This window comes from Lachnotalea sp. AF33-28 (assembly GCF_003477885.1).
In the GTDB taxonomy this organism is placed as follows: domain Bacteria; phylum Bacillota; class Clostridia; order Lachnospirales; family Lachnospiraceae; genus AF33-28.
Window position 1 is genome coordinate 118,036 of the sequence record NZ_QUEE01000014.1, and the last position, 22,541, is coordinate 140,576.

Here is a 22,541-nt window from a genome sequence, read left to right on the forward strand (position 1 = left end):
ATGTATACGACTCTATATTTCTATAAAACGGTTAAGGCCTGCCTCTACGGATTCCCGTTTGGAACTACCCCTTCCTGTTCCAGGCACGAAGCCAATATCTGCGCCATCCTGTCATATCCGTATACATTGGGGTGGAGCCCGTCGGCAGTGAGGCTCTCTCTCATGGAACAGCCGTCTTCACTGACAAACGCCGGATAGTAATCCACAAAACACATCTGATGCCGCTTAGCCAGTTCTTTCAGTCCCTCATTGTATCGCTTCACATACTCCTGACGGGCTTTTTCCTGTCCGGTAAACCGCATGCAGGTGGGCAGGATGGAACAGACCGCCATCCTCATCCGATGATCCGCCGCAATGTCGAGCACCCGGTCCATATTGGCCAGCGCATGCTCCAGCACTTCCTTCAGAGGTTTCCCGCTTTCCTGCTTCCACGCATCGGCCTCCAGTTCCCAGGCATCGTTGATTCCCGCCATCAAAACCGTAAAACGCGGTTTCAGCTGGACCGCGTCGGCATAAAAACGGTGCAGCAGATATTCTGTCCGGTCACCGCCGATTCCGCGGTTGATCATGCGCAGTCCCGTACTGTGAAAATAGGCGGACAGCTCCCACATCTGGGTGATGGAATCCCCAATAAACAAAAGATCCACCGGTATTTCTTTCCGGATGAGCACTTCGTTCTTGCAGTCAAATTCCATCCTTCTGTCATCGGACTTCACCTGCCTGCTTAAGTATCCGGGCCGTATGCACCGCCTGGCCCGCATATCCCCTTCGCTCATTTATCCTCACCCTCCCAGGAAAATCCGGAACGTCTTATATGAAGCAGCGGCATTCCGTGGTTCTTAGCACAAACGGTGCTCATTTCTCCCATGGTGAAATGCGCCTCCTGGGGCAGTACATCCGCCTCCAGCTTGATCAGCACCTGATTCCAGCCCCGTTTCAGCCTCGTCACCTTATAATTGGATAGATCTCCCAGCGCTCCGCCATTTCCGAGATTGGGGCGCAGGCTCACCTGCTTCACCGTCCTGTGGATCATCTCCCCGTTTACATACAGCTTCATAAATCCGTTGTTGGGCACTCCCAGCACCGCCTCACGTTCCGTTTCGGTATAGATATGATGCAGCGCAAAGATCACGCCTTTCTCCGTGAACTTATGCCCCAGTTCCAGATCATTGCCGGGGTTCCACTGCTCTTCAAAACCTTCCGGACACCGCGTAAAAATCTGATCCTCCGCAATACCGCAGTTATCATCAAGGGTTCTGCCCTTAAAAAGGCCGGACACCAGCCATCGGCTGCCCCCCAAAAGCACCAGCGGGACCGCGGGAAAAGCGGGTTCGCCTTCGGGAGTCAAAAGGATCCAGCCGCGGTTGGATTCGGCGATGGCGTTCCCGCCGGCTGCGATCTCCATGCGCACTTGTCTCCTGCCTCCCGCCGGTATCTGCAGCGTATCCGGGACATCGCACGCCAAACCAAAACCCTCCGGCAGGCTCACCTGCATCCGGATATTTTTTGCTGTCGGATGCGGATTTTCCAGGCACAGCGTCACGGCTGAAGGACGGTCCGCGCAGACAGCCGCATGTTTTTCATAGATCAGAGTTTCCTTAAGCCCTCCGAGATCATACCTTATTCCGCCGGGCTGGTATTGCTTCATCCAGCCTGTATCCGGTGTCTCCAGTCTCACCCCTGCTGTCATGATATCCGACGCTGAAAACGTCACATCACAGCCCCAGTAACGGACGACCCGTTCGGCCTCATCACATACCGCGGCGGTCAGTTCCCGGATGTCTGTCGGCGCAGTCAGGTTTCGGATACCTCCGGTCGCCATATTGGTCGCAATCTCATATCCGAGAGGCTTGATCCACTGATCCGGAAGCGAGGAGGCCCCTCCCAGAATACCCAGCAGTGCGCCCAGAGTGGCCGCTGTACAGTCCGTATCCCAGCCGCAGTTCACCGCCTTGCAGATCGCATCGCCGAAATCTTCTCCGTACAGCCATCCTATGGTCTGAAAGCCCAGATTTAAAGGGGAATACTGGGCGACCGGATGATAAAAAGCTTCCATCACATCGTTGCGGTTATCCTCATAGCCCATGCCGGCCTTATAATTATCCATACTCCTTTTGACACATCTGTAGGTCAGACAGTCCGCCGGAATGGACGACAGGGCCAGCTTAAGCAGCTCCCATTTATCATTCTGCACGAAAGCCGCGGATTCCAGCACCGCATTGAAAATCTCCCCATAGACCGATTCCCCGCCGCCATGATCTACAATGGCGTCTAAAAATGCGTAGCGGGCTGCTACCTCCGGGCATCCGGGTGCAAGGCAGGCCCAGATCTCAGAACGGATCGGGCTGCCCATGCAGTCTTTGAAATAATTGTTGTTCCAGCCGCACACAGGTGCGGACAGGCCTTTCTGCATGTTTTCTTTGCTTAAACCGTATTCATCAAAATTATAAGCGATGCAGTCGTTCCAGGCTTCCACAAAATCCGCAGAGGACAGTCCCGGGCCTTTACTTAGGATCAGTTGCAGCCAGATCAGCTGAAGCTCCAGATCATCGTTGGGTATCCCCCCTTCCGGCAGCTCGGTGTACCAGTCGACATGCAGCATTTCTCTATTGCCGAACTTTCCTTCCAGCGGCTCCCCCAGGGTCCCGCCCGCGTTTTTCCCCAGCCAGCAGCCCATTACTTTATCCCGGAAGACATCTCTGTTAATTGTTATTCCGCTCATATCACGCCTCTTTCCTCACACATTTCCCGCGCCATCCGCTTCAAAGCATTGGTATAAAACAGCACACGTTCCGGGTTCAGCTGCGCGTCAAACGGATACCTTCCTATAAAATCCGTCTTTATAAGCGCTTCCCTGTACTCCTCCATCTCCCGGATTGTCTCATTTAGAAGCTGCGCCGCTGTCCTGCCCTCTGCAATCACATCCTGCGGATCCGCTTCCGTGACATATCTTCCAAAGCAGTATCCTCTGGCGGTCAGGCGAAATCCTCTCACGTACCAGCGCATAAATTCAAAATGCTCCCGCATCTGTTCATATGCTTTTTCAGTCAGCCCCATATTTCTTCCCGCCACGCGGTCCGCCAGCTCTTCACAGCGAAGTCTCGCTTCATCCTTGTCCGCCAGAATGCTTCTGATATTTTCCGGCGTCATGGCCAGCGCATCCTTTTTTTCCGGATCCCACTCGCTTAAGCTGTGGTGCGTCCCGCCGATAAAGGTGAACTGTTCCGGAGTCAGATGCATGCAGCTGTCGTTGGAAAAGAGGCATCCGTTTACAAAATTCGTCTTTTCCACGATGGGCCAGGTGGCATTCATGATTTCCGCCACGTCTTCCACGCAGCGCTTCAGCTCGCCGGGAAGCAGATCTTCCTGAAGCATGTGCTCACCCTGCAGCCATTTGAGATAGATTTCCTCTTCCCTCACATTCTCATTTTCCGCATAGGCCGCGATCGCATACAGGTTAACCATATTCAAATTATCAAAACAAGTCCAGTCCTGCACCCCTTCCCAGTCCGTTCTGGCCAGAAAACCGGTTACATGATGCTCGCTGCCATATTTCAGCCTTCTGCGTATATCCTTCAGCATAGCCGACGGCTGCGCGCCCCATCCGAAAAACTGTCCGTTGACATCATACTCCGTGATCTGCGGATGAGGATCCACCTGCCCCATGAGGGGGTTATCGGGGAATGTGGGGTAAAAGTCGTGGGGCGTATTTTTCAGAGAGAGCACGATATCCTCCGGCATCGCGTTAAACGCGGTCTTAAACCGCTCCTGTTCCTCTTTCGTATAGATGAAGTCGCGGATGATCAGCTTCTTGCCGGCCTCATGGAACGGCTTATACATGGCCATAATCATATTTTTATACCATTCCACCGGATCCAGATGTCTGCACCTCTCACAGCCGCACGCAAAGGTATTGCTGATCGCAAGCCTCGCCTCTCCCGTCCCGATTGAGCAGACAATCCCGCCCAGGTCAGGCAGCGCCAGAAACAGTTCTTTATATTTATAGGGAAGGAACTCCTCATACCAGAAAGGGTCGCTGGGACAGATGACCCCGTCCTGCATCAGCTCCTTTTTATATTTTAATATAAAATCCGAAAACCACAGTTCTTTATTCTCAAAAAATATCTGTACCCCCGCCTCTTTCGCCTCGCGGATCACATGGTTCATATAGTCCCTTCGGTTCAGGTTCAGATTCTCTCTTAAGGCATGGTACAGGATAGCGTGATCCACCTCCAAAAAGGCATCGTAGTAACTGTCCGGCTCCCCGCTTCCTCCCAGAAACTTCGCCGGAAATACAATCTTATCCTCAATTCCCGGTTCATGAAACACCAGCGCGTTCATGTGATTCTTCACCATAAAATCCAGTCTTTTGCGGATCTCATCCAGATTCCAGATCTGCGTGCTGTCATGCAGCTCCATTGCACGAAACGTATATTTTTCCATCTTTAACCTCTCCTGATATTAATTTGTCTGAACTATTCCATTTGTTTTGTACCTTTTTTTATCCCTTAAGCCCTGACGTTGCTATCCCTTCCACAAAGTACTTCTGCAGGCAGAAAAACATGATTACCAGCGGCACGATCGATACGCTGGCCATTGCCATGATCTCATTCCAGTTTGCTGCCGCCGCCACATCCAGCCCCATCCGAAGCGCCAGTGCCAGCGGGTATTTCGATACGCTGTTGATGTAAATCAGCGGATTCATAAAATCGTTCCATGTCCATATGGTCTGAAAGATGCAGACCGATATCAGTGACGGCTTTAATATAGGCATCAGTATGCGGATGAGTATCTGAAAACTGCCGCAGCCGTCGATTCTGGCCGCCTCGTCCAGATCTCTGGGAATCCCCCGCAGAAACTGCACCTCCTGATAGATAAAGAACGGATAACAGCCAAGCACCGCCGGCATCCAGAACGGCAGATACGTATTCAGCCAGTTCAGATCCCGAAACAGCAGATATCTCGGTATGATCAGCACCGCATTGGGAACCATCAGCGTAGAAAGCATAATTCCGAACAACAGCCGGCTGCCTCTGAAAGCAAACCTGGCGAATCCGTAGGATACCAGTGTACTGGAGATGACCGTGAACGCCACGGTGGGGATCACCAGCAGAAAGGTATTGGCAAAATAATCCGTATATGTATACTGCCCGGTGGATCTCCAGCCCTTGATAAATCCGGATACGTCATACTGCGCCGGCAGAAGCCCCGTTCCCAGATTGATTTCGTTGTTGGTCTTAAAGGATGCAAAAAACATCCATACCAAGGGATAGATCATGCAGATTCCCACCGCCAGAATAATAAGGAAAGAAATCCATGAGCCCGCCCTGCTCCCTCTTCGTCTCATCTATCTCCCTCCTTCATCCGCATAAAATACCCAGTACCTCGATGTAAAAAAGATCACTCCCGTCAGAAGCAGAAGCGTCACAAACAACAGCCAGGATTCGGCGCTGGCATAGCCTAAATCCGATTTTACAAACGCGTCTTCATAGATTTTTAATCCCATGACATAGGTGGATTTAATCGGGCCGCCTCCAGTTACAACATAAGCGGAAGTGTAGTTCTGCAGGGTATTGATGGTCTGCATCACCATATTAAACAGGATGATCGGGCTGATCATGGGGAGGGTGATGCGAAAAAATCTGCCGCATTTTCCCGCGCCGTCTATCTGTGCCGCCTCATACAAATCTTTTGGCACCTGCTTAAGAGCCGCAAAGAACAGCACCATGGAGGAACCGAACTGCCATACATCAATCAGCGTTATCGTAAGTAGCGCGTATTTTGGATCACCCAGCCAGTTGATATCGGTGCCCAGCAGATTGTTGACAATGCCCGATTTCATGAACATAACACGCCACAGCGCGGAAATCGCCACGCTTCCGCCCAATATGGACGGCAGATAGTAAACTGTCCGGAAAAATCGGATACCCTTCATCTTTACGCTAAGCAGCATTGCCACGAGAAGAGCGAATACCAGCTTGGAGGGCACTGCCATCAATATGTATTTTAAAGTGACCTTCATGGAATTTGCCAAATCAGGATCTCCGGTGAACATCCTTATGTAGTTATCCAGCCCGATGAACCGGTAATCTCCGCCCAGCTTGATATCCGTCAGGGAATACCTTAGCGAATTGGCCAGGGGCAGAAACTGCAGAAGCAGAAAACCCAGAATCCAAGGCAGGATGTACAGATAGCCCGATGTTTGTCCCCATCCTGTTTTTTTACTTTTTTTCTTTGTCATATACATGCCTTTCCCGCTTTCGGAACCGGCCCCTTCAAAATACAGGTGCCGCATCTAGCGGCGGCACCTGACTTTTATTATTTTTTCAAACGGGCCAGCGTATCCTCCAAAAGTTTCATTGTCTCGTCCGTGATGCTCTCAATATCGCCCTGCCCATACGCGATCTTCTCCGTCGCATCCTGGAGAATCGCAACGATCTCGGCAGGCGTATAGATATTCTGATGATTGGTTCCTGTTTCCATCGCCTTTTCCACCGCGCTCACCAGCACAGGATCCAGATATCCGTTTTCTTCACAGATCTGCCTACCCTTCTCGGTTGGCTGAATAGAACGGCAGTCCTTTAACGTTTTCACCGCCTCTTCATTGTTGTAGAAATAATTCAGGAAATCCGCCGCCACTTCGGGATGCTCACAGGTGGATGCAATCGCGATCATCTGCGGAGGCATATACAGGATACCGCTCTCTTTTGCCCCTTCAAATTCCGGCATATCCATGGCTGCCGCCGTATCCTGGAAGTCATAATATCCGGTATAGACATTGGAGGTTGCGCCGTAGGCTAGGGCCAGTTCATGGTTGATCCACTTTGGATTGGTGTTGATCTTCAGCGCATAGGGAGCGCTGTCGGCTGCCGGTTCCAGCACATTGTTCTGATACATGTCGCTGATCAGTGTAAATACCTTCAGCAGGTCTTCTCTGGTGAAATTCATCTCATAGCTTTCCCTGTTAAAGAGATCCTCTCCGGTCAGCTGCGCCATCATGGAACCCAGCAGTTCTTTGCCAAGGGTATCAATGTCGATATTAAAGAGATAATAGCTGCTGTTATACTCATGCAGCTTCTTTCCCGCTTCGATAAAGTCATCCCAGGTTTTAATATCCTCCATGTTGATGCCGGCCTCTCCTAGCAAAGCGGTATTGGCCAGCCAGATCCCTCCGTTGACGCCGGATGGAAGCGCGATCATCCTGCCGTCATAATAGGAAAAATTCTTTAAAAATCCTTCATCAAAACCGGAAGTATCCAGTACGTCCGCATATTCGGACAGATCCGCAAAGACATCGCCGATAGCCATCAAATCCGTTATGGAATTGGCATTGTACTGAATGATATCCGCCGCGGTTCCCCCGGACAGCTGTGTGGTCAGCTTCTCAAAATATCCGTCATATCCGCCGTATTCCGCCTCAATGGTTACATTGGGGTGCAGCGCCTCATACTGCTGGATCACCGCTATGGTCGCTTCATGGCGCACATCACTGCCCCACCACATAAAGCGGAGCGTCACCTTCTCCTGGGAACCTCCGGCAGTTTCCGCCTCCGTATCCTTCGGGCTCTCCGATACCGCTGTGGTTTCCGGTTTACTGCTTTCCGAATCCGTCTGTGCGTTATCCTTTCCCTTTGAACACCCGGCCATAAGAACGATCATCATAACCGCCAACCCCAGAGCCAAAATCCTTTTTCTCATAAATCCTACCTCCTTTTTTTACTGTCACCAGCCGGAGGCTGATGACCTACGCACACTTCAGTGTGCTTCCCTTTTCTCTATTCTCACTGTGACCGTTTGGTCACCCTGTAAACATACTCTAACATAGCCGTCTGATTGAAAACAGGCACTGCTCTTGACAAATCTTCCGATATCATGATAACCTGATTTCTGAAGGTATCATTTGTTGCCTTTTTTACTCTTAACATGATTTTGAGTAACAGTGTAGTCTCAACTGTTACGAATTTGATCACCGGGGGGATTTCATGATAAATCTTGTAATTGTAGAGGATGAGACCAATATACGCGAATGCTTGCAGAGCCTGTTTCCGTGGAGCAGCCTGGGAGTGGAAGTATCCGCCGCCTTTGCCAACGGTCAGGAAGCCTATAAATATCTTATGTCCCATTCCGCCGATCTGCTGCTAACGGACATCCGTCTGCCCGGGCTGACCGGCCTGGAATTGGTCCAGATGCTTCGGGAAGGCAGGAATATGATTCCGGTCATCATACTGACCGGATACCGTCAATTTGACTATGCCCAGCAGGCGATCCGCTATAAGGTGGATGATTTTCTCCTAAAACCCATCAAATATGAAGAACTGACCGCCGCCATCCTGCGCATCAGGGATAAGCTGGAGGCCGGTTTAACGCAGGAGGCCGGGCCCGCCGGTTCCGCCTTAGACTCCACCTATCATGAACGCATCATCTCAAGTGCCAAACAGTATCTCACGGCCCATCTGACAGACGCTTCGCTGGAAGAGGCCGCCATATCGGTAAACCTAAGCCCGGGGTACTTCTCAAGGCTGTTTCACAAGGTCACCGGAGAGACCTTCTCCGATTACCTGACCGGCTGCCGCATGAAAAAGGCGGCCGAATATCTGCACGGCACAAACTACAAAACCTATGAAATCTCCCTGATGGTCGGCTATGATAATCCCAAAAATTTCACGCGCGCCTTCAAACAGTATTATCACGTAACTCCCAGGGAATTTCGCGATAACCGTTAGAACAGCGGCTGCCGCGTAACACAGTCTTCGTACAGGAGCATGGATGAAGTGAGAAGGAAATATTTTATACATAAATTTATCCGCTATTTTTTCATATTTACGCTTCCGGTTATTATCATGGCCGCCGTACTGTCCGCCTATTCCTATGTCCGGATAAAAAAAGATACCGATCTGAAGGTCGAAAGGACCTTTCAAATCGGTACGGAACTCATGGATGAAATCATGACAAAAGGGGATGACATCGCGGTGCTGTTCAACAACAGCCCCACGGTATCCATGTCCCTATATAAAATCTTAAACCAGACCTCCTTAAATTATAAGGAATATGTAGCCCGCAGCCTGATCTCTTCCATCCTGGAAAGCGCCATCACAAATTTCAACTATATTGAATCCATCTATATCTATCTCGCCAATGATGAAGGAATGTATTATCAGACGGATAAAAACCTTCAGTCTATCGCAGACTCCATCGATAGCGGCTGGCTGGAATCCTTTTACAATCAGTCTCCGGAATTAAACAGCTGGATAGAGAAACGCGCATTCCGCAACTATGCCTTTGAGCCTGAACACGATGCCGTATCCATTTTCCGGCGCATCAAGTACTTTGACGGCGTGCTGGTTACCAATCTGAATATTGACAAGCTCTCCGGTAAGCTCTCTTCCATTGAAAATTATCCCAGCGAAGCCATACTGGTCACCGATGCCGGCGGCCATATCATGTTTGCCAATGAAAATGCTTGGGATCTGCAGTTTAATCCTTCCGTCAGCATAACGGATCAGATCACATATCAGAAAGTTCTCTCCTCTCCTGAAGGACACAATTATATGAGCACAGTTCTCTACAGGGGACAGACCTATGTTCTGACCTACTTCGACTCGGTAAACTATGACCTGCGTTTTCTCTCCTTTGTTCCGCACCGTGATATTTACCAGCTTCTGTATCAGATCATCTACAGTGCCGTGATCGGCGTGCTGATCGGAACGGCCTTCTGCCTTGCATTCAGCTTTTATCTGACCAATAAAAATTTCAATCAGATAGAGCATCTGATGGATATCCTCTGGAAGGCGGAGCTGGGCACCTGCCCGCCGGACGGCGCCGATGACAGAAAAGGCCAGCATCTGGACGAATATACCCTGATCATGAATCAAGTGATTCATACCTTCATCCGCAACAACACGCTGCAGAAGCAGATCAGGGAAGCGGAACTCAACAAGGTGAGGAGCGAACTGAATGCCCTCCAGCTGCAGATCAATCCGCATTTCTTCTTTAATACGCTGCAGTCCATCGATATGGAAATTATTAAAAAAGAAGGCTACCAGGCTCCTGCCAGCAGGCTGATCCACGATCTGTCCAATATCTTAAGATATGCTCTGGACGATTCTTCCTCACCGGTCCCCCTGCGGGAGGAAATACGCTCCTGCAAAGAATATTTTGAAATTCAGAAGTTTCACTATCCCGGACAGATCACTCTTCTCTGGGATTATGAGGAATCGGTTCTGGACTGTCAGATTATACGCCTGCTCTTCCAGCCGCTGATTGAAAACAGCATCCGCTACAGCATTTACGGGGAAAACGACCGCTGCCTGATCCGCATCAAAATCATCGACCGGGGAGATGTACTCCGTATCCATGTGCTGGACACCGGTGCAGGAATGGAGCGGGAGACCCTCTTAAAGCTGCGCGCCTCCCTTGCGCAGGAGTCCGGGGAATCCGCCCATATCGGCCTGAAAAACACACAGCGCAGGCTGGTTCTCTCCTATCCGGGCAACCCCGGTCTGACCGTAATCAGCTTTCCCTCCCAGGGAACCTGTATCAGCTTTACGATACCAAAATGAAAAAGAATCCCGTTCGCGGGATTCTCCGCCTGCGGCGGGTCGCCCTGGCGACATAATACCTTCCCGCCGCAGTGCGATCCTAAGCGGAGCGTTTTTATTCAATAGGTCGTATTTTTCTATTGAATAAAATACGGAGGCCGAATCGGCCTCCGCAAATAGTTCTCTTAGATCATCTTCTTATAAAGTTCCGTGATTTCTTCCACGCTGGTCTCTCTCGGATTGCCGGGTCTGCAGGCATCGTCATATGCGGACTGCGCCAGGAACGGAATATCCTCTTCCTTTACAATTTCCTTTAAATCAGCCGGAATTCCCACATCCTGTGAAAGCTTTCTGACCGCATCCACCGCGGCCTTGCGGTATTCCTCCACACTCATGCTCTCCGTGTCTTCCACTCCCATGGCCTGCGCTATGTATTTATACTTGTCCCCGGTCGCCGGAGCGTTGTATTCCATAACGGTCGGGAGGATGATGGCGTTGGCCACACCGTGAGGCGTGTCATAAAGGGCGCCTAAAGGATGCGCCATGGAATGCACGATACCAAGGCCCACATTGGAGAAGCCCATACCTGCGATATACTGGCCCAGAGCCATATCTTCCCTGCCCTTCGGCGTATTGTCAACTGCATCCCTTAAGGAACGGGCGATGATCTCGATGGCCTTTAAGTGGAACATATCGGACAGCTCCCATGCGCCTGCCGTGATATATCCCTCGATCGCATGGGTCAGCGCATCCATGCCGGTGGCGGCCGTAAGGCCCTTGGGCATGGAAGACATCATATCCGGATCCACAAACGCTACCACTGGGATATCCTTGGGATCCACACACACCATCTTGCGGTTCTTCTCCACATCCGTAATTACATAGTTGATCGTAACCTCAGCAGCGGTTCCTGCCGTAGTGGGCACCGCAAAGATCGGTACCGATTTATTTGCCGTAGGGGCTACTCCCTCCAGGCTTCTCACATCCGCGAAGTCCGGATTTGCAATGATGATGCCGACCGCTTTCGCCGTATCCATGGAAGATCCGCCGCCCACAGCAATGATATAATCCGCGCCGGAAGCCTTAAAAGCCTCTACGCCGGCCTGAACATTTTCAATGGTGGGATTAGCCTTTATATTGGAATAAACTTCATAGGAAAGCCCGTCATTCTCCAGAACATCCAGCACCTTCTTAGTCACACCGAATTTCACCAGATCCGGATCGGAACATACAAACGCCTTGCTAAAACCTCTGCCCTTTGCCTCTGCCGCGATTTCTTTCACCGCGCCCGGTCCGTGATATGCCACCTCATTGAGGATAAAACGATTGCTCATTGGAATTACCTCCTTATAATATGTGTTTGTGCAAGTTCCGAATTCACAGAAATATATGGGACCTGCTATATTTCCATTTTACACCAAGCGGGGGTATTATGCAATCCTGAGGGTGCTTATTCTAAGCATGTCAATCAAACAATAAAAACACGCTTCTTAACGCTTTTATCCGCTCGCGTTCTCCGGCGCGGACCGGGGTTATTGTCCCATCCTCCGGGTTCAGCAACTGTCCTTCCGTCTTTTCCCTGTGTGAAAACTTAAATGTGATGTCCTCTCTGCTGCGGTTTACCAGGAAATGAAGTTCCTTTCCTTCTTTACAGAAAGCCGCCTGCAATGGCACAGTCCCCTCCACATCTATCTGAAATGTTTTTTCTCTCCGATCCAGATATGTCATGACCGATTCCAGCGTTTCCGGCACAAACTTCTCCCTTCCTGGCAGTTCATTTCCCTGGCAGCCCCGCTGCGGGATCTGATCCAGGAAGAAAATTCTCACTCCCTTTTCCTGCAGACAACACAGCGCTTCCATGGATTCTTCGTACATCACATCCAGAGCCGGAATAACGATTGCTGAGACAGGATTTCCGGAAATTTCCGTTTTTTTACCGGCATTTTGGAACCTGGCGGCCTCCGTCAGATCCTCCTTATCAATATAATAAAAATCATACCCCGCCTCATAGATTCTTCGCATTACCGGAATAGTCCTCATATCAGCCTGTATGGCGTCCCCCACGGCCGCGGTGTGGGAGGGCTTTGTTTTAGCCTGTACATCCTCCAGCCCATAGTAGATAAACAGATCGGTCCTGTTTTCAAGATTATCCAGCACATATCCCAGACGTCCCACATATTCATTAACCCTGCGGGCTGTTGCCTCATCCATGTATCCTCTGTATTTTCCGAATTTTTGCTCGTCTCTGGGTTTATAATCCCGGAAGCGCCCGCCATCATAGCCAGAATAATCCGCTTCAAAATAGCTGTGCGTCACCCGGACCCCCGAAAGAAAATTTAACGCCACGGTGGCCAGGAAATTATCCACCGGCGCCTGCTCAAATATCTCCGGATGATCAAATGGGCATACTTCCGCCATCATGCCGTTCGTCCGATTCTTGCGCACAGCCATCTGGGCGTATTTTGCCGTATTATAGTAGTATCCTTCCGGATAACAGGCCAGAATATCGATCCCCGGATAGGAGGACGCCAGCAAAACCTCCAGCAGGCTTCCGTATGCCCGGACATGGTCCGCCATCATTTCCTCGCCCAAATAGTGTCCGGAAAAACGGCCGCCATGCGCTTCACACCATTCCCGAATCTGCCCCGTATAAGCGCGCGCAATCCTTTTGCCGATCAGATTATAGAATCGGACCCGAACCGGCCCGGCGCTCTGCGTCCCTTCGAACAGATACGGCAGGCCCGGATACAGGGGACTGCCGTACTCCTCCTGATACATCTCCGGCAGATCATCTGTCCACGGTATCAGCGCATATGGCCAGGCTTCATACTCCCTTACATAAAAGCTCTGCAGACTGGGCTCATCCGTAAATACGGCTTCCGCCCGGCTGTAAGCATCTGGGCAGACCGCGGCCACCGGCTCATAGCAAAGCTTCAAAAAACGTTTTACCGCCGCCGGATCTAATATATTGATATAGCGGTGATAGGAACAGATATTATGCGTACAGTGAGATCCCTCATAGGCAGATTTCCGGCAGAAAATATACAGCACCTCTCCTGCATCCATCTCACATGTGAGAGTTTCCCTTTCAAAGGCCACCGGCAGACAGCTGTTTTCAAGGAAAATGCTGTCCTCCGGCCGCTCGGTATCCAGCCTGTACTTTGCGGCCCATACGATTTTATCCGATTCCATATCCAGCCGGAAGTGTGCCGTGCGTTTCTCATAGGATACGATTCTGTGCATATAAAGCCCTTTGGCCTCCAGCTCCTCATGGCCCTTTAGCACCAACCCGCCTCCGCTGCCGCTGGGGTATCCGCTCTCATCATAAAGCCAGTAGCTCATTTCATTTTTCTTTAGAAGCTCAACCAGCCCGTTAAATTCCTCAAGATTTTTCCGGTTTGCGGTAAATCCGTCCTCCTGCCTGACATTAGTAACCACACCGCCGTAGCCATAGTCTTTGAGCATCTGCACAAAGATTTCCCTGTCATGCCCTGGCCAGACATGAGTCATCGGACGGATCCGGTATCTCGACGGAGGATTTTCAAAAACTTCTTTCTCATAAATCATTCGTTTATCTCCTATGTAATGTCACCAACCAAAGGTTGATGACCTACGCACACTTCAGTGTGCTTTCATTAACGCAGACAAAAAAGCGCACCCGGTTCCGACTGACCGGCCCCGCCCGGCGGATTTTGGCAGATCCTGTCAAGCAGCCGCGCCGGGATTGTGATCTCATCCTCCTGCCATATGGTCTCACCGGTCACATCCGTAAGCGCTGCTCCCGGATCATCCGCCAGATCGCATGCAAAAATCCGTTTGCCGCATGTGTGCTTCAGCAGCACCCATTCCCAGCTCCCAAATATCCCTATCGGCTGTCCGCTGTCCGTCAGATCCAGCACGATTCCGGCCTTCGGTATACTGACTCCTCCTTTTTTATCCCCCCTGGGAAGAATTGCTGCCGCCACCGGGCCGGACGGATGGCGTGAAACAGCCGCCAGCGCGCGCCGCCCTTCCAGATCCACGATCTCACAGCTGATATCTCCTCTCATAACAGTGCTAGGACAGCGCTGAATCACTTCATGGCCCACATAATCCTCCATCCAGGTTTCACCGGCGTTGAAGAGGAAAGCCTCTTCTATTAATTCACGGCCGGCTGATAACCGCCCTTCCCGGATCGGATAAGGCGGAGCGATCCGCTGCCAGTTCACCGCCCTGACTGTCTCCGCCGTCCTGTGGGAATTTCCCTGCGGGTCATAACAAAACACCGGAATATCCCTGCATTTTTCCGATCTCATCACCCCCAGGCTGCAGCCCATGACCGCTCCCAGATACGCTTCGTCCTCGCAGTTCAAGATTGTATCCGCATCCGGTCTGGCCGCCATCAGCGCCGCCAGCCGGTCTACCGTGCTCACCTGTGTGAACTGGGTCAGCACGTCGTAAGTCCGGAAAATTCCCGCCCCTTCCATGATTTCGGCCCATTTCTCTGGCCATTGTCCCCAGGAAGCAAAACGTCCGTCCGTCACCTGCCGTCCACCTTCAAAGTACGCGTTATTGACCGGTGCTGCCGCCGGGTGGCAGTGTTCAATCAGAAGTGAAGGGGCCTCTTTATCTCTAAGCTCATCCAGCATCCTTCTCCATGCCGGATCAAACTGCCTGCATCCCCAGTCCACCTTCCAGTATCCCACACCAGCCTCCCGGCTCCAGGCGAGACGTTCCCGCCAGTACCTCCTCGATCTGTCCGGCTCAAAAAAGCCCGCCTCATAGCTTTCTCCTTTTGCCTGTGCGGCCACCCATAGGCCAAGCCCTTTCCATCCCCGCTCCATAAGCGCCTGATTGACTCCCTTCAGCCTCTCTGCCGGAGAACCCGGAAACGAGGGAAAACGGTCCCCGGACATTTCCAGGGAACCAAAGGCTTCAATCTGACTGTCGGGATGTACCCCATACGGCACATCCCACCCGTCATCCAATACGAAATAAAGGCAGTCACGGATCGGCCCGTACTGGTCCGCCAGCCCGCCCTGGCCAAAGATAAACTCCTCATTCATGGCATCTCTGGCCTTCTTAGCGCCCTCCGATCCCAGAAAAATACTCCCGTTCTTTTCAAGGGCGGCATCCTTCCTGCCAAAATTCTGCGCATTCCACGTGCAAAAATAGCTCGCCGATCTCTTCATTTTTCCTCCTTCTTCCATATGCACTTTAACTACTCCTCATGCCACCGGATAAAAAGGCACCGTTCTCCCCGATTATGCAGCATGATCCGTTTCGCTTCGTTCGCATCCGGACAGACAGCAACCGTATACGCCGCCCAGGAGCAGCCGCTCCAGATCGGATTTGTGAAAGCCTTAGTCAGCACCGCTCCCTCATTCAGGCATTCCGCCCGGACCGGATCTTCCTCCCCTCCAAACAGCCGGATGGGAGACGCCTGTTCGTCCGTGATGCTCAAAGAAAATCCTGCACAGCTTCCGGACAGAGTGAGTAAAAGACTGGCCCTTCCCTCCAGCACGGCATATCCTTCCTTTCCGGGATTCTTTCTCTTCCCCCGCTTCCAGTGATACAGCGCTACCTCATAAGGCTTTAGGCGGATGGCCGCTCTCCCCCTTATTGCCTCATAACCGCTGTTTTGAAACTGCGTGTTTCTATAACAGGGCCTGAACAGAATTTCTTCACCGCCCTCCCATTCCTCCATCGCAAGTGAAACCGATGATTCCGCATCACCTGGATTAACCAGCGTGAGATAACCGCTGTCTCTGCCGCTGTTGCTGTATCCGTAGACCTCGCCTTTTTGCGCACTTCCCGCCACATGCGCCGTCCGTACATCCTCCCTGCAGGTAAAATCAAAGAATTCCCCGCTCTCTCTTATAAACTCCCAGTCCTCCTTTTCGAGCAGCTCCAGCGCACCGTACAGATGGAGTTTTCTTCCCCCTCGGGAAATATTCATGATCCAGGAATCCTTAAAATTATCTTTTCCAATATAGTAGATCGTGTTGGTATTGCCTATCATGGTTCCGTGATCGTCAATCGCCGGATATGGCATCAGAGAGTCCGAAAAGCGCTCTATCATGCAGTCCGTATAACAGATCATAGAACTGCCGATACTCTCCGACGGCAGTTCGGAAGGCCTTGGGTCACCGCAGTAAAGATAATCCAGATACAGGCACCACCAGGGTGAAATCGGATAGCCTTTGTAATTGGGATCTACGGATGCGATGCACTCAAGATCCGTCGTAAATCCATTGTATCCCAGCACCAGCAGTTCCGGATTCAGTTTGTAGAGAGAGAGCAGTTCTTCCAGGAAGTTACGGATAGCCGGTTCTTTCGATCTGATCCTTTCCGGAGAATGCGCGGCATGTCCGGCACAGGTGCAGTCAAAGTATGCGAAGTCCAGTTTCAGCATAGCACAGCCGCACTGTCTGATCTGCTCACGAATTCCGTCAAATAACAGCCTGCAGTTTTTACCGTAACTAAGGCAGCTCCTGCCGCTGTCCCCCTGCCTCACACAATCCCGGGGCAGTATCAGCTTCTCCATATTAACATCAAACCAGAGCCCGAAGCGCATCCCCAGCTCCTTAAGCCGGGTTTTAAAACGGCCGGGGCCGTTGGGCCAGGCCTCGCTCTTAAAGGACTGATAGGAATCGTCCGCTTCAAACCAGAAAGCGTCCATCAGATAATAGTCAAAACATCTTTCCTGTTTATTGCCCCCTTCCAGCTCTTCAAGCAGCCGCAGCGCCAGCTCCTCATTGAGCCCGGCCTCACCCGCCAATTCGTCGTGCGCTCCCCAGTCGCCGTAAATACGCAGCCCAGCGGGAGTTTTCTTTTTGTGGTTTATAATATACTGTGAAAAGCTCCTTTCCAGAGTCCCTTCCGTGTTGAAGCCATAGATAATTTTGCAGAAATCGAAGGATTCTCCCGGTCCAAGCGTTATGTAGGGCGCCTGTTCGAGACGGACCGTATTCCCGTCGAAGTAATTTTGAGCTGCCGGAAAGATAATGCTGATATATGCGCTGTCCGCCACAAATATGGGCTGTCCTTCGCCTCCCCGCCTAAGAACTGCCTCCGTTCTGCTGACTTCTGTCTGAGCGTACAAAAGCGTCATCCTCTTACCGGCCGTCAGGCGCAGCGTTTTATAAACAGCCTCGTCATCTATCGTATAACGGACATCCATATCAAACAGCTCGTGGCGATAAACCGTACGTATACAGTGATTCATCTGTATAAACTGCTTGCCGCACTGCTCGGAAGTCACCATGCCCTTGCACTCACCGGAGTCCACCTGCAATGCAAATTCATACAGGGGGGTAAGCGTAAATAAAACCTGTCCGCTTTTTACCCTGCTGAAGGTCTTTACCCCATACTCGTCCATATACAGGCTGTAATACCGATTGCGGATTTCCCCAGCCTGGCAATGTTCAAATTCAGCCATATTTAAAGTCCTTTCTTTGCCCGTTCAGGCCATACTGCTTATCCTTTCAGGCTTCCTACCACAATCCCTTTTGTAAAATATTTCTGAATGAACGGATATACGCAGAGGATTGGAATCATGCCGATAAAAAGCTGTGCCGATTTCAGACTCTCATTGGTAATTGTCATAAGCTGTTCCAACACGCTCATATCCGTGGTTTCCATAATCACGTTCAGCGTGGACTGGCTCACCATAGTATGAAGATACGTAGCCAGCGGCTGCATCGCTGTCTTTGTGAAATAAATTTTGCCGTCAAACCATGAATTCCAATGCCCAACCATGGAAAACAGCGCGATCGTCGCTATGCTCGCTTTCGAGAGAGGAATATAGATATGAAGCAATACCTTCATCTGGCCCGCTCCGTCTATCAGTGCAGCCTCCTCCATCTCTTTGGGCAGATTTCTAAAAAAGTTCAGCATCAGTATCACATTGCCGATCGGCACCGCCCCAGGGATGATCATCGCCCAAAAGGAATTCAACAGCCCCAGCTGCTTAACCAGCAGATAGGTCGGCACAAGGCCTCCGCTGAACAGAGAAGCGATCAAAAAGAACCAGACATAAACGATCCTGGACGGCATCCTCACTGAACTTTTGGATAGAGGATAAGCGCACAGGATCGTCATCGCCACCTGCACGGCTCCGCCTACCGCCGTACGAACCACACTGATGAAAAAAGCCCGGACAAATTCCAGATCCTTCATCATGTAGCGATACGATTCCAAATTGAGATTCACAGGCCAGAAGGAGACCATGCCGGCGCTATTGGCGACCCTGTCGCTTAGGGATACTGCGAACACATGCAGAATCGGAAGGAAACACAATAACGCTAGGAAGCCCACTATTATGTAATCAAATACTAAAAAACATTTATATGCTTTGGAATTTTCAACCATTTTCGCTTCACCTTTTCCTGTCAGAACAACTGATAATCTCCGTATTTAATCGCAAAGAAATATGCCAGGGACATCAATACCGCAGAAACAGCCGACTTGAACAGCCCCGCCGCAGTAGAAAGGCTGTACTGCGCATTTTCCAAACCGATTCTGTAGATATAGGTATCCAGTATATCGCCGGACAAATATACCTGTGGGCTGTACATGTTCATCACCTGGTCCATTCCTGCATTCAGTACATTTCCCATGGACAAAACCGCCATGACAAATACAATCGGCGCAATTCCCGGCAATGTGATATGAAGTGTCTGTTTCCACTTTCCCGCTCCGTCTATTGCGGCTGCCTCATACAGGCCCGTGTCGATGCCGGTAAGAGCCGCAAGGTAAACGATGGAACCATAGCCGAATCCCTTCCACACATCTGTGGCGATCAGCACTCCCGGAAAGAGCTTATTATCTCCCATAAAATAGTAATTTCCCATGCCCAAAGCCCCCAGAGCATGATTCACAATCCCGTTTGGAGACAGCAGAGTGGAAAAGATTCCTCCCAGGATTACCCATGACAAAAAATTAGGCAGGTAAACCAGCGTCTGCGTGATCTTGGCAAAATATTTGGACCTGATCTCATTCAGCATCAGCGCAAATATCACGGGCACAGCCAGGCCCAGAATCAGCTTCATTCCGGCGATGCATACCGTATTCTTCATAATGTTCCAAAAATCCGGATAGGACATAAGAAATCGGAAGTTATAAAGCCCCACCCATTCCGAACGGAACAACCCCTTTGTTACCTTATAATCCTGAAAGGCCATCGCGATTCCGCCCATCGGCAGATAATTAAAAATCAGTATGAGCAAAACTCCCGGCAAAAGCATCAGATGAAGAGGAATATTTTTCTTAAACTTCACCATGCGCCGCTTTCTGTTCATGCAAGTATTGACTGCAGCCATTCCTTTCCTCACTTTCCGAAAGAAACAGGCCGCCCTTAAGACGGCCTGTTCATAATCTATTCAGCCATGCAGCATCACCGTTCCTGATACCATTCATTTACTTCCTTTGTAATCTCTGCACCGCCATTTGAGTTCCAGAGTTCTACAAACTCATCAAAATAATCCACATCCTTCGCCCCGGTAATGATATTGGCGATCATCTGATTCGCCATGCTGCCCAGATTTCCGCTGTATTTGATCGCCGCATCTCCGGCCGTCCCGGTGAATGCGCTAAGCAGATACCCTCCGCCTTCTATCTCTTCTGCAATAGCGGCTTCCGTGCTGTCTGGCCCGAAGATACAGTAGAGCGTTCTCCCTTCAGCATCGCCGTTAAGGCGCCACTTTTCACACGAGCTCACAGTTCCCTCATAGCCGGTAGGAAGATCGGCAGGCGCTGTTCCGGTTTCCAGAAATACTTTATACGCCTGATAAATCGCCGGGTTTACGCCTGTCTCACTGATCACAGCCGGATAAGACAGATTATTGATTCCGTCCGTGGCATAAGTATCCGCTTCTTCCGTACCATATTTGACAAACATGTTGAATAATTTGATAACCGCTTCCGGATGCTCACATTCCTTGCTCACCACCACACAGGAACTGAAGCCGACATTCTGTTCTACCTTCGCAAAACTTCCGTCATCCGCGTACAGAGGGAAATATCCCCACTCCTGGCCTAACGATATGCCGTTATCCAGATAGAACGGTGAAGTAAAGTTACCGATCACCACGCCGCTTTTGCCGGATACCGCATCCTCATACAGCTGCTGCTCTGTCTTTGTCCCATATTCCTGATCAAGCAGCCCTTCCGCATATTTATCATGAAGTTCGGACAGTGCCTGCTTCATCTCCGGCTGAACAAGCCCGAATACCAGGCCGCCGTCTTTCTCCAGCCAGATGCTCGTCTGTCCTCCATGGGCATTGATCAGATACTGCATGGGCAGCAGCGCGGATATCTCCTTTGTAGCGCCGATACCGATCGAACATGTTCCCCCCATCTTATTATCCTTAAATGCTTTTGCAACGTCCCACAGCTCTGTCATGCTCTTAGGTTCATCCAGCCCCAGTTCCTGCAGCCAGTCCGTGCGGATCGCCACCACGCCGCCCCGATCCAGATAATCCGCCGGCTGTGTGATCCCGTACAAACGGCCGTCCTTTGTTACATTTTCTGCCATGGCACCGCCGTCCGCATACATGATGCTTTTCAGATCGTCCGTGGCATACTGCTCAAATACATCCGTCAGATCCGCAATCATATCCGCTTCCAGCAATTCTTTATATGTGCTGTAGCCCACGCTCATATAATCCGGTATTTCTCCGCTGGCAATCGCCAGATTGATTTTGGTTGTTATATCCTCGCTGTCCGCGGCAATGGCGGAGTATTCAACATGTATACCCTTGCCCGCCCACAGATCCAGCCATGGATTGTCTTCCAGAGTGACGCCTTCCGGGCAGGACTGGGTAAGCGTTTGAAAAGCAATGGTAGACAGTGTGATCGGCTCTTCATATCCTCCGAACGGGTCTGCGGCTTCCGGCTTTTGATCCGCCGCGCTGTTTCCTACCGATTCCGTAACGGTTTCCTGCTTTCCCTGACTTTCCGTTGCGCCAGCAGCCGTGCTGCCGGCGTCATGATCTTTTCCGCAGCCCATAACGGACAGAACCATACAAATACATAAAACAATAGCCAGTATTCTTTTCATCATAATAACTTCCTCCAATTATTCATTACCTGTTGTTATCACTTTTCATATTGAGGGCCCAAACATATGAAAACTGCGTTACTGATCATGGCTGCCAGAAACGTCACGTGCAGCCGGAAACAGTAACAAAACTGCTGATTTGTGATAAAGGAATCATATCATTTCTATACATAATAGTGAATATATGATATAATTCATTTATAGCACAATCACGTTTTTTATTATTCAATATATATTTACAGAATTCACTTTTTCACTTACTGTATCTGGTTTTTTCCCAATCGAATTAAAAAGAATATTCTGTAAAAAATGAGCAAATAGTGCTATTCGTGCTTTTTGGTAAATTTATACAAACACATCGCCGACCTCACACCGGACCAACAGGAGGAACATCCATGAAAAAGAGTTATGATGAACGAATGACCTTTGAATACCACTTCAAATATTACAAGCTTTATCAGGATTATTACTCTTTCAGTTCCATCGGATGGGAATATTGGCAGTATCCGCAAAAATACTCCATTAACAATATGCTTTCACCGGAGCAGCAGTTTATCTTTCAGTACACCGTTTCCGGCGAAGGCGCCATCACTATAAATTCCCATACCTATTCTCTGAAACCGGGACAGGCATTTTTGATTGAACGCCCGAGCGTAACACATTACTTTCTGCCCAAAGGCAGCTCACACTGGGAGTTGAAATTCATTTCCTTTAATTCCGTCAGCAATAATATATTGAAAAACATCATAAACGAATACGGTAATGTCTTCACACTTCCTTCTTCCAGCAGCGCAATGGACTATTGGGAAACACTCTACAGGCTGTCGGTTGATAATGATATGAATAACTTTTTTACCGCCTCTGCCTGCGCTTATGCCTTTATGATGCATCTGAATGATACCCTGCGAAAATGCTCATGTACGGTAAGGAAGCAAGCAACCGAAAACAAGAGATAGACCGCC

16 protein-coding genes are annotated in these 22,541 nt (G+C 50.3%); 3 read left to right on the plus strand and 13 right to left on the minus strand.

Translation table 11 applies throughout. The features are described from left to right. Nucleotides 1–44: 44 nt before the first annotated feature. From DWZ56_RS17780 to DWZ56_RS17805, 6 genes are all read right to left on the minus strand, one after another. A complete protein-coding gene (locus DWZ56_RS17780) occupies nt 45–776 on the minus strand; it encodes an SGNH/GDSL hydrolase family protein (protein WP_118557948.1) in 732 nt (243 codons plus the stop codon). Beyond that, complete coding sequence (locus tag DWZ56_RS17785) at nt 773–2,722, minus strand: ADP-ribosylglycohydrolase family protein (protein WP_118557949.1); 1,950 nt, start codon at nt 2,720–2,722, stop codon at nt 773–775. The genes DWZ56_RS17780 and DWZ56_RS17785 overlap by 4 nt, the downstream gene beginning before the upstream one ends. Next, a complete protein-coding gene (locus DWZ56_RS17790; RefSeq protein WP_118557950.1) occupies nt 2,719–4,443 on the minus strand; it encodes a hypothetical protein in 1,725 nt (574 codons plus the stop codon). Before DWZ56_RS17790 ends, DWZ56_RS17785 begins: the two co-directional genes overlap by 4 nt. Nucleotides 4,444–4,501: 58 nt before the next feature. Further along, nucleotides 4,502–5,347, minus strand: coding sequence for a carbohydrate ABC transporter permease (locus DWZ56_RS17795; protein WP_118557951.1), 846 nt, complete (start codon nt 5,345–5,347; stop codon nt 4,502–4,504). Continuing rightward, on the minus strand, nt 5,348–6,241 hold the full coding sequence (locus tag DWZ56_RS17800) for a carbohydrate ABC transporter permease (protein ID WP_118557967.1): 894 nt from the start codon (nt 6,239–6,241) through the stop codon (nt 5,348–5,350). Between the two features lie 77 nt (nt 6,242–6,318). Then, a complete protein-coding gene (locus DWZ56_RS17805; protein WP_118557952.1) occupies nt 6,319–7,698 on the minus strand; it encodes an ABC transporter substrate-binding protein in 1,380 nt (459 codons plus the stop codon). 284 nt (nt 7,699–7,982) lie between these two features. Here DWZ56_RS17805 and DWZ56_RS17810 point away from each other — a divergent pair, with 284 nt between their 5' ends. Both DWZ56_RS17810 and DWZ56_RS17815 read left to right on the plus strand, forming a co-directional pair. Then, nucleotides 7,983–8,723 carry a response regulator transcription factor gene (locus DWZ56_RS17810; protein ID WP_118557953.1) on the plus strand — a complete coding sequence of 247 codons (741 nt, stop codon included), beginning with the start codon at nt 7,983–7,985 and terminating at the stop codon, nt 8,721–8,723. Between the two features lie 48 nt (nt 8,724–8,771). Further along, nucleotides 8,772–10,559, plus strand: a complete 1,788-nt coding sequence (locus tag DWZ56_RS17815; protein WP_158584650.1) for a sensor histidine kinase — start codon at nt 8,772–8,774, stop codon at nt 10,557–10,559. A 164-nt stretch (nt 10,560–10,723) separates the two neighbouring features. Here the strand turns inward: DWZ56_RS17815 and fucO are convergent, their stop codons facing one another. The 7 genes from fucO to DWZ56_RS17850 all read right to left on the minus strand — a co-directional run bounded on the left by fucO (nt 10,724) and on the right by DWZ56_RS17850 (nt 21,582). Continuing rightward, the gene (gene fucO / locus DWZ56_RS17820) at nt 10,724–11,872 is read right to left on the minus strand and encodes a lactaldehyde reductase (protein WP_118557955.1); all 1,149 of its coding nucleotides are present in this window, start codon (nt 11,870–11,872) and stop codon (nt 10,724–10,726) included. Nucleotides 11,873–12,002: 130 nt separating this feature from the next. Further along, nucleotides 12,003–14,105 carry a hypothetical protein gene (locus DWZ56_RS17825; protein ID WP_118557956.1) on the minus strand — a complete coding sequence of 701 codons (2,103 nt, stop codon included), beginning with the start codon at nt 14,103–14,105 and terminating at the stop codon, nt 12,003–12,005. Between the two features lie 68 nt (nt 14,106–14,173). After that, nucleotides 14,174–15,709, minus strand: coding sequence for a hypothetical protein (locus tag DWZ56_RS17830; protein WP_118557957.1), 1,536 nt, complete (start codon nt 15,707–15,709; stop codon nt 14,174–14,176). A 29-nt stretch (nt 15,710–15,738) separates the two neighbouring features. After that, nucleotides 15,739–17,958 carry a hypothetical protein gene (locus DWZ56_RS17835; RefSeq protein ID WP_118557958.1) on the minus strand — a complete coding sequence of 740 codons (2,220 nt, stop codon included), beginning with the start codon at nt 17,956–17,958 and terminating at the stop codon, nt 15,739–15,741. A 38-nt stretch (nt 17,959–17,996) separates the two neighbouring features. Continuing rightward, nucleotides 17,997–18,890 carry a carbohydrate ABC transporter permease gene (locus DWZ56_RS17840; RefSeq protein ID WP_118557959.1) on the minus strand — a complete coding sequence of 298 codons (894 nt, stop codon included), beginning with the start codon at nt 18,888–18,890 and terminating at the stop codon, nt 17,997–17,999. A gap of 20 nt (nt 18,891–18,910) precedes the next feature. Further along, nucleotides 18,911–19,840, minus strand: a complete 930-nt coding sequence (locus DWZ56_RS17845; RefSeq protein ID WP_243095347.1) for an ABC transporter permease — start codon at nt 19,838–19,840, stop codon at nt 18,911–18,913. A gap of 74 nt (nt 19,841–19,914) precedes the next feature. Then, nucleotides 19,915–21,582 carry an extracellular solute-binding protein gene (locus tag DWZ56_RS17850; protein WP_118557960.1) on the minus strand — a complete coding sequence of 556 codons (1,668 nt, stop codon included), beginning with the start codon at nt 21,580–21,582 and terminating at the stop codon, nt 19,915–19,917. 392 nt (nt 21,583–21,974) lie between these two features. On the opposite strand from DWZ56_RS17850, the gene DWZ56_RS17855 reads away from it, so the two are divergent. Next, nucleotides 21,975–22,535, plus strand: a complete 561-nt coding sequence (locus DWZ56_RS17855) for an AraC family ligand binding domain-containing protein (protein ID WP_118557961.1) — start codon at nt 21,975–21,977, stop codon at nt 22,533–22,535. The last annotated feature ends 6 nt before the right edge of the window (nt 22,536–22,541 follow it).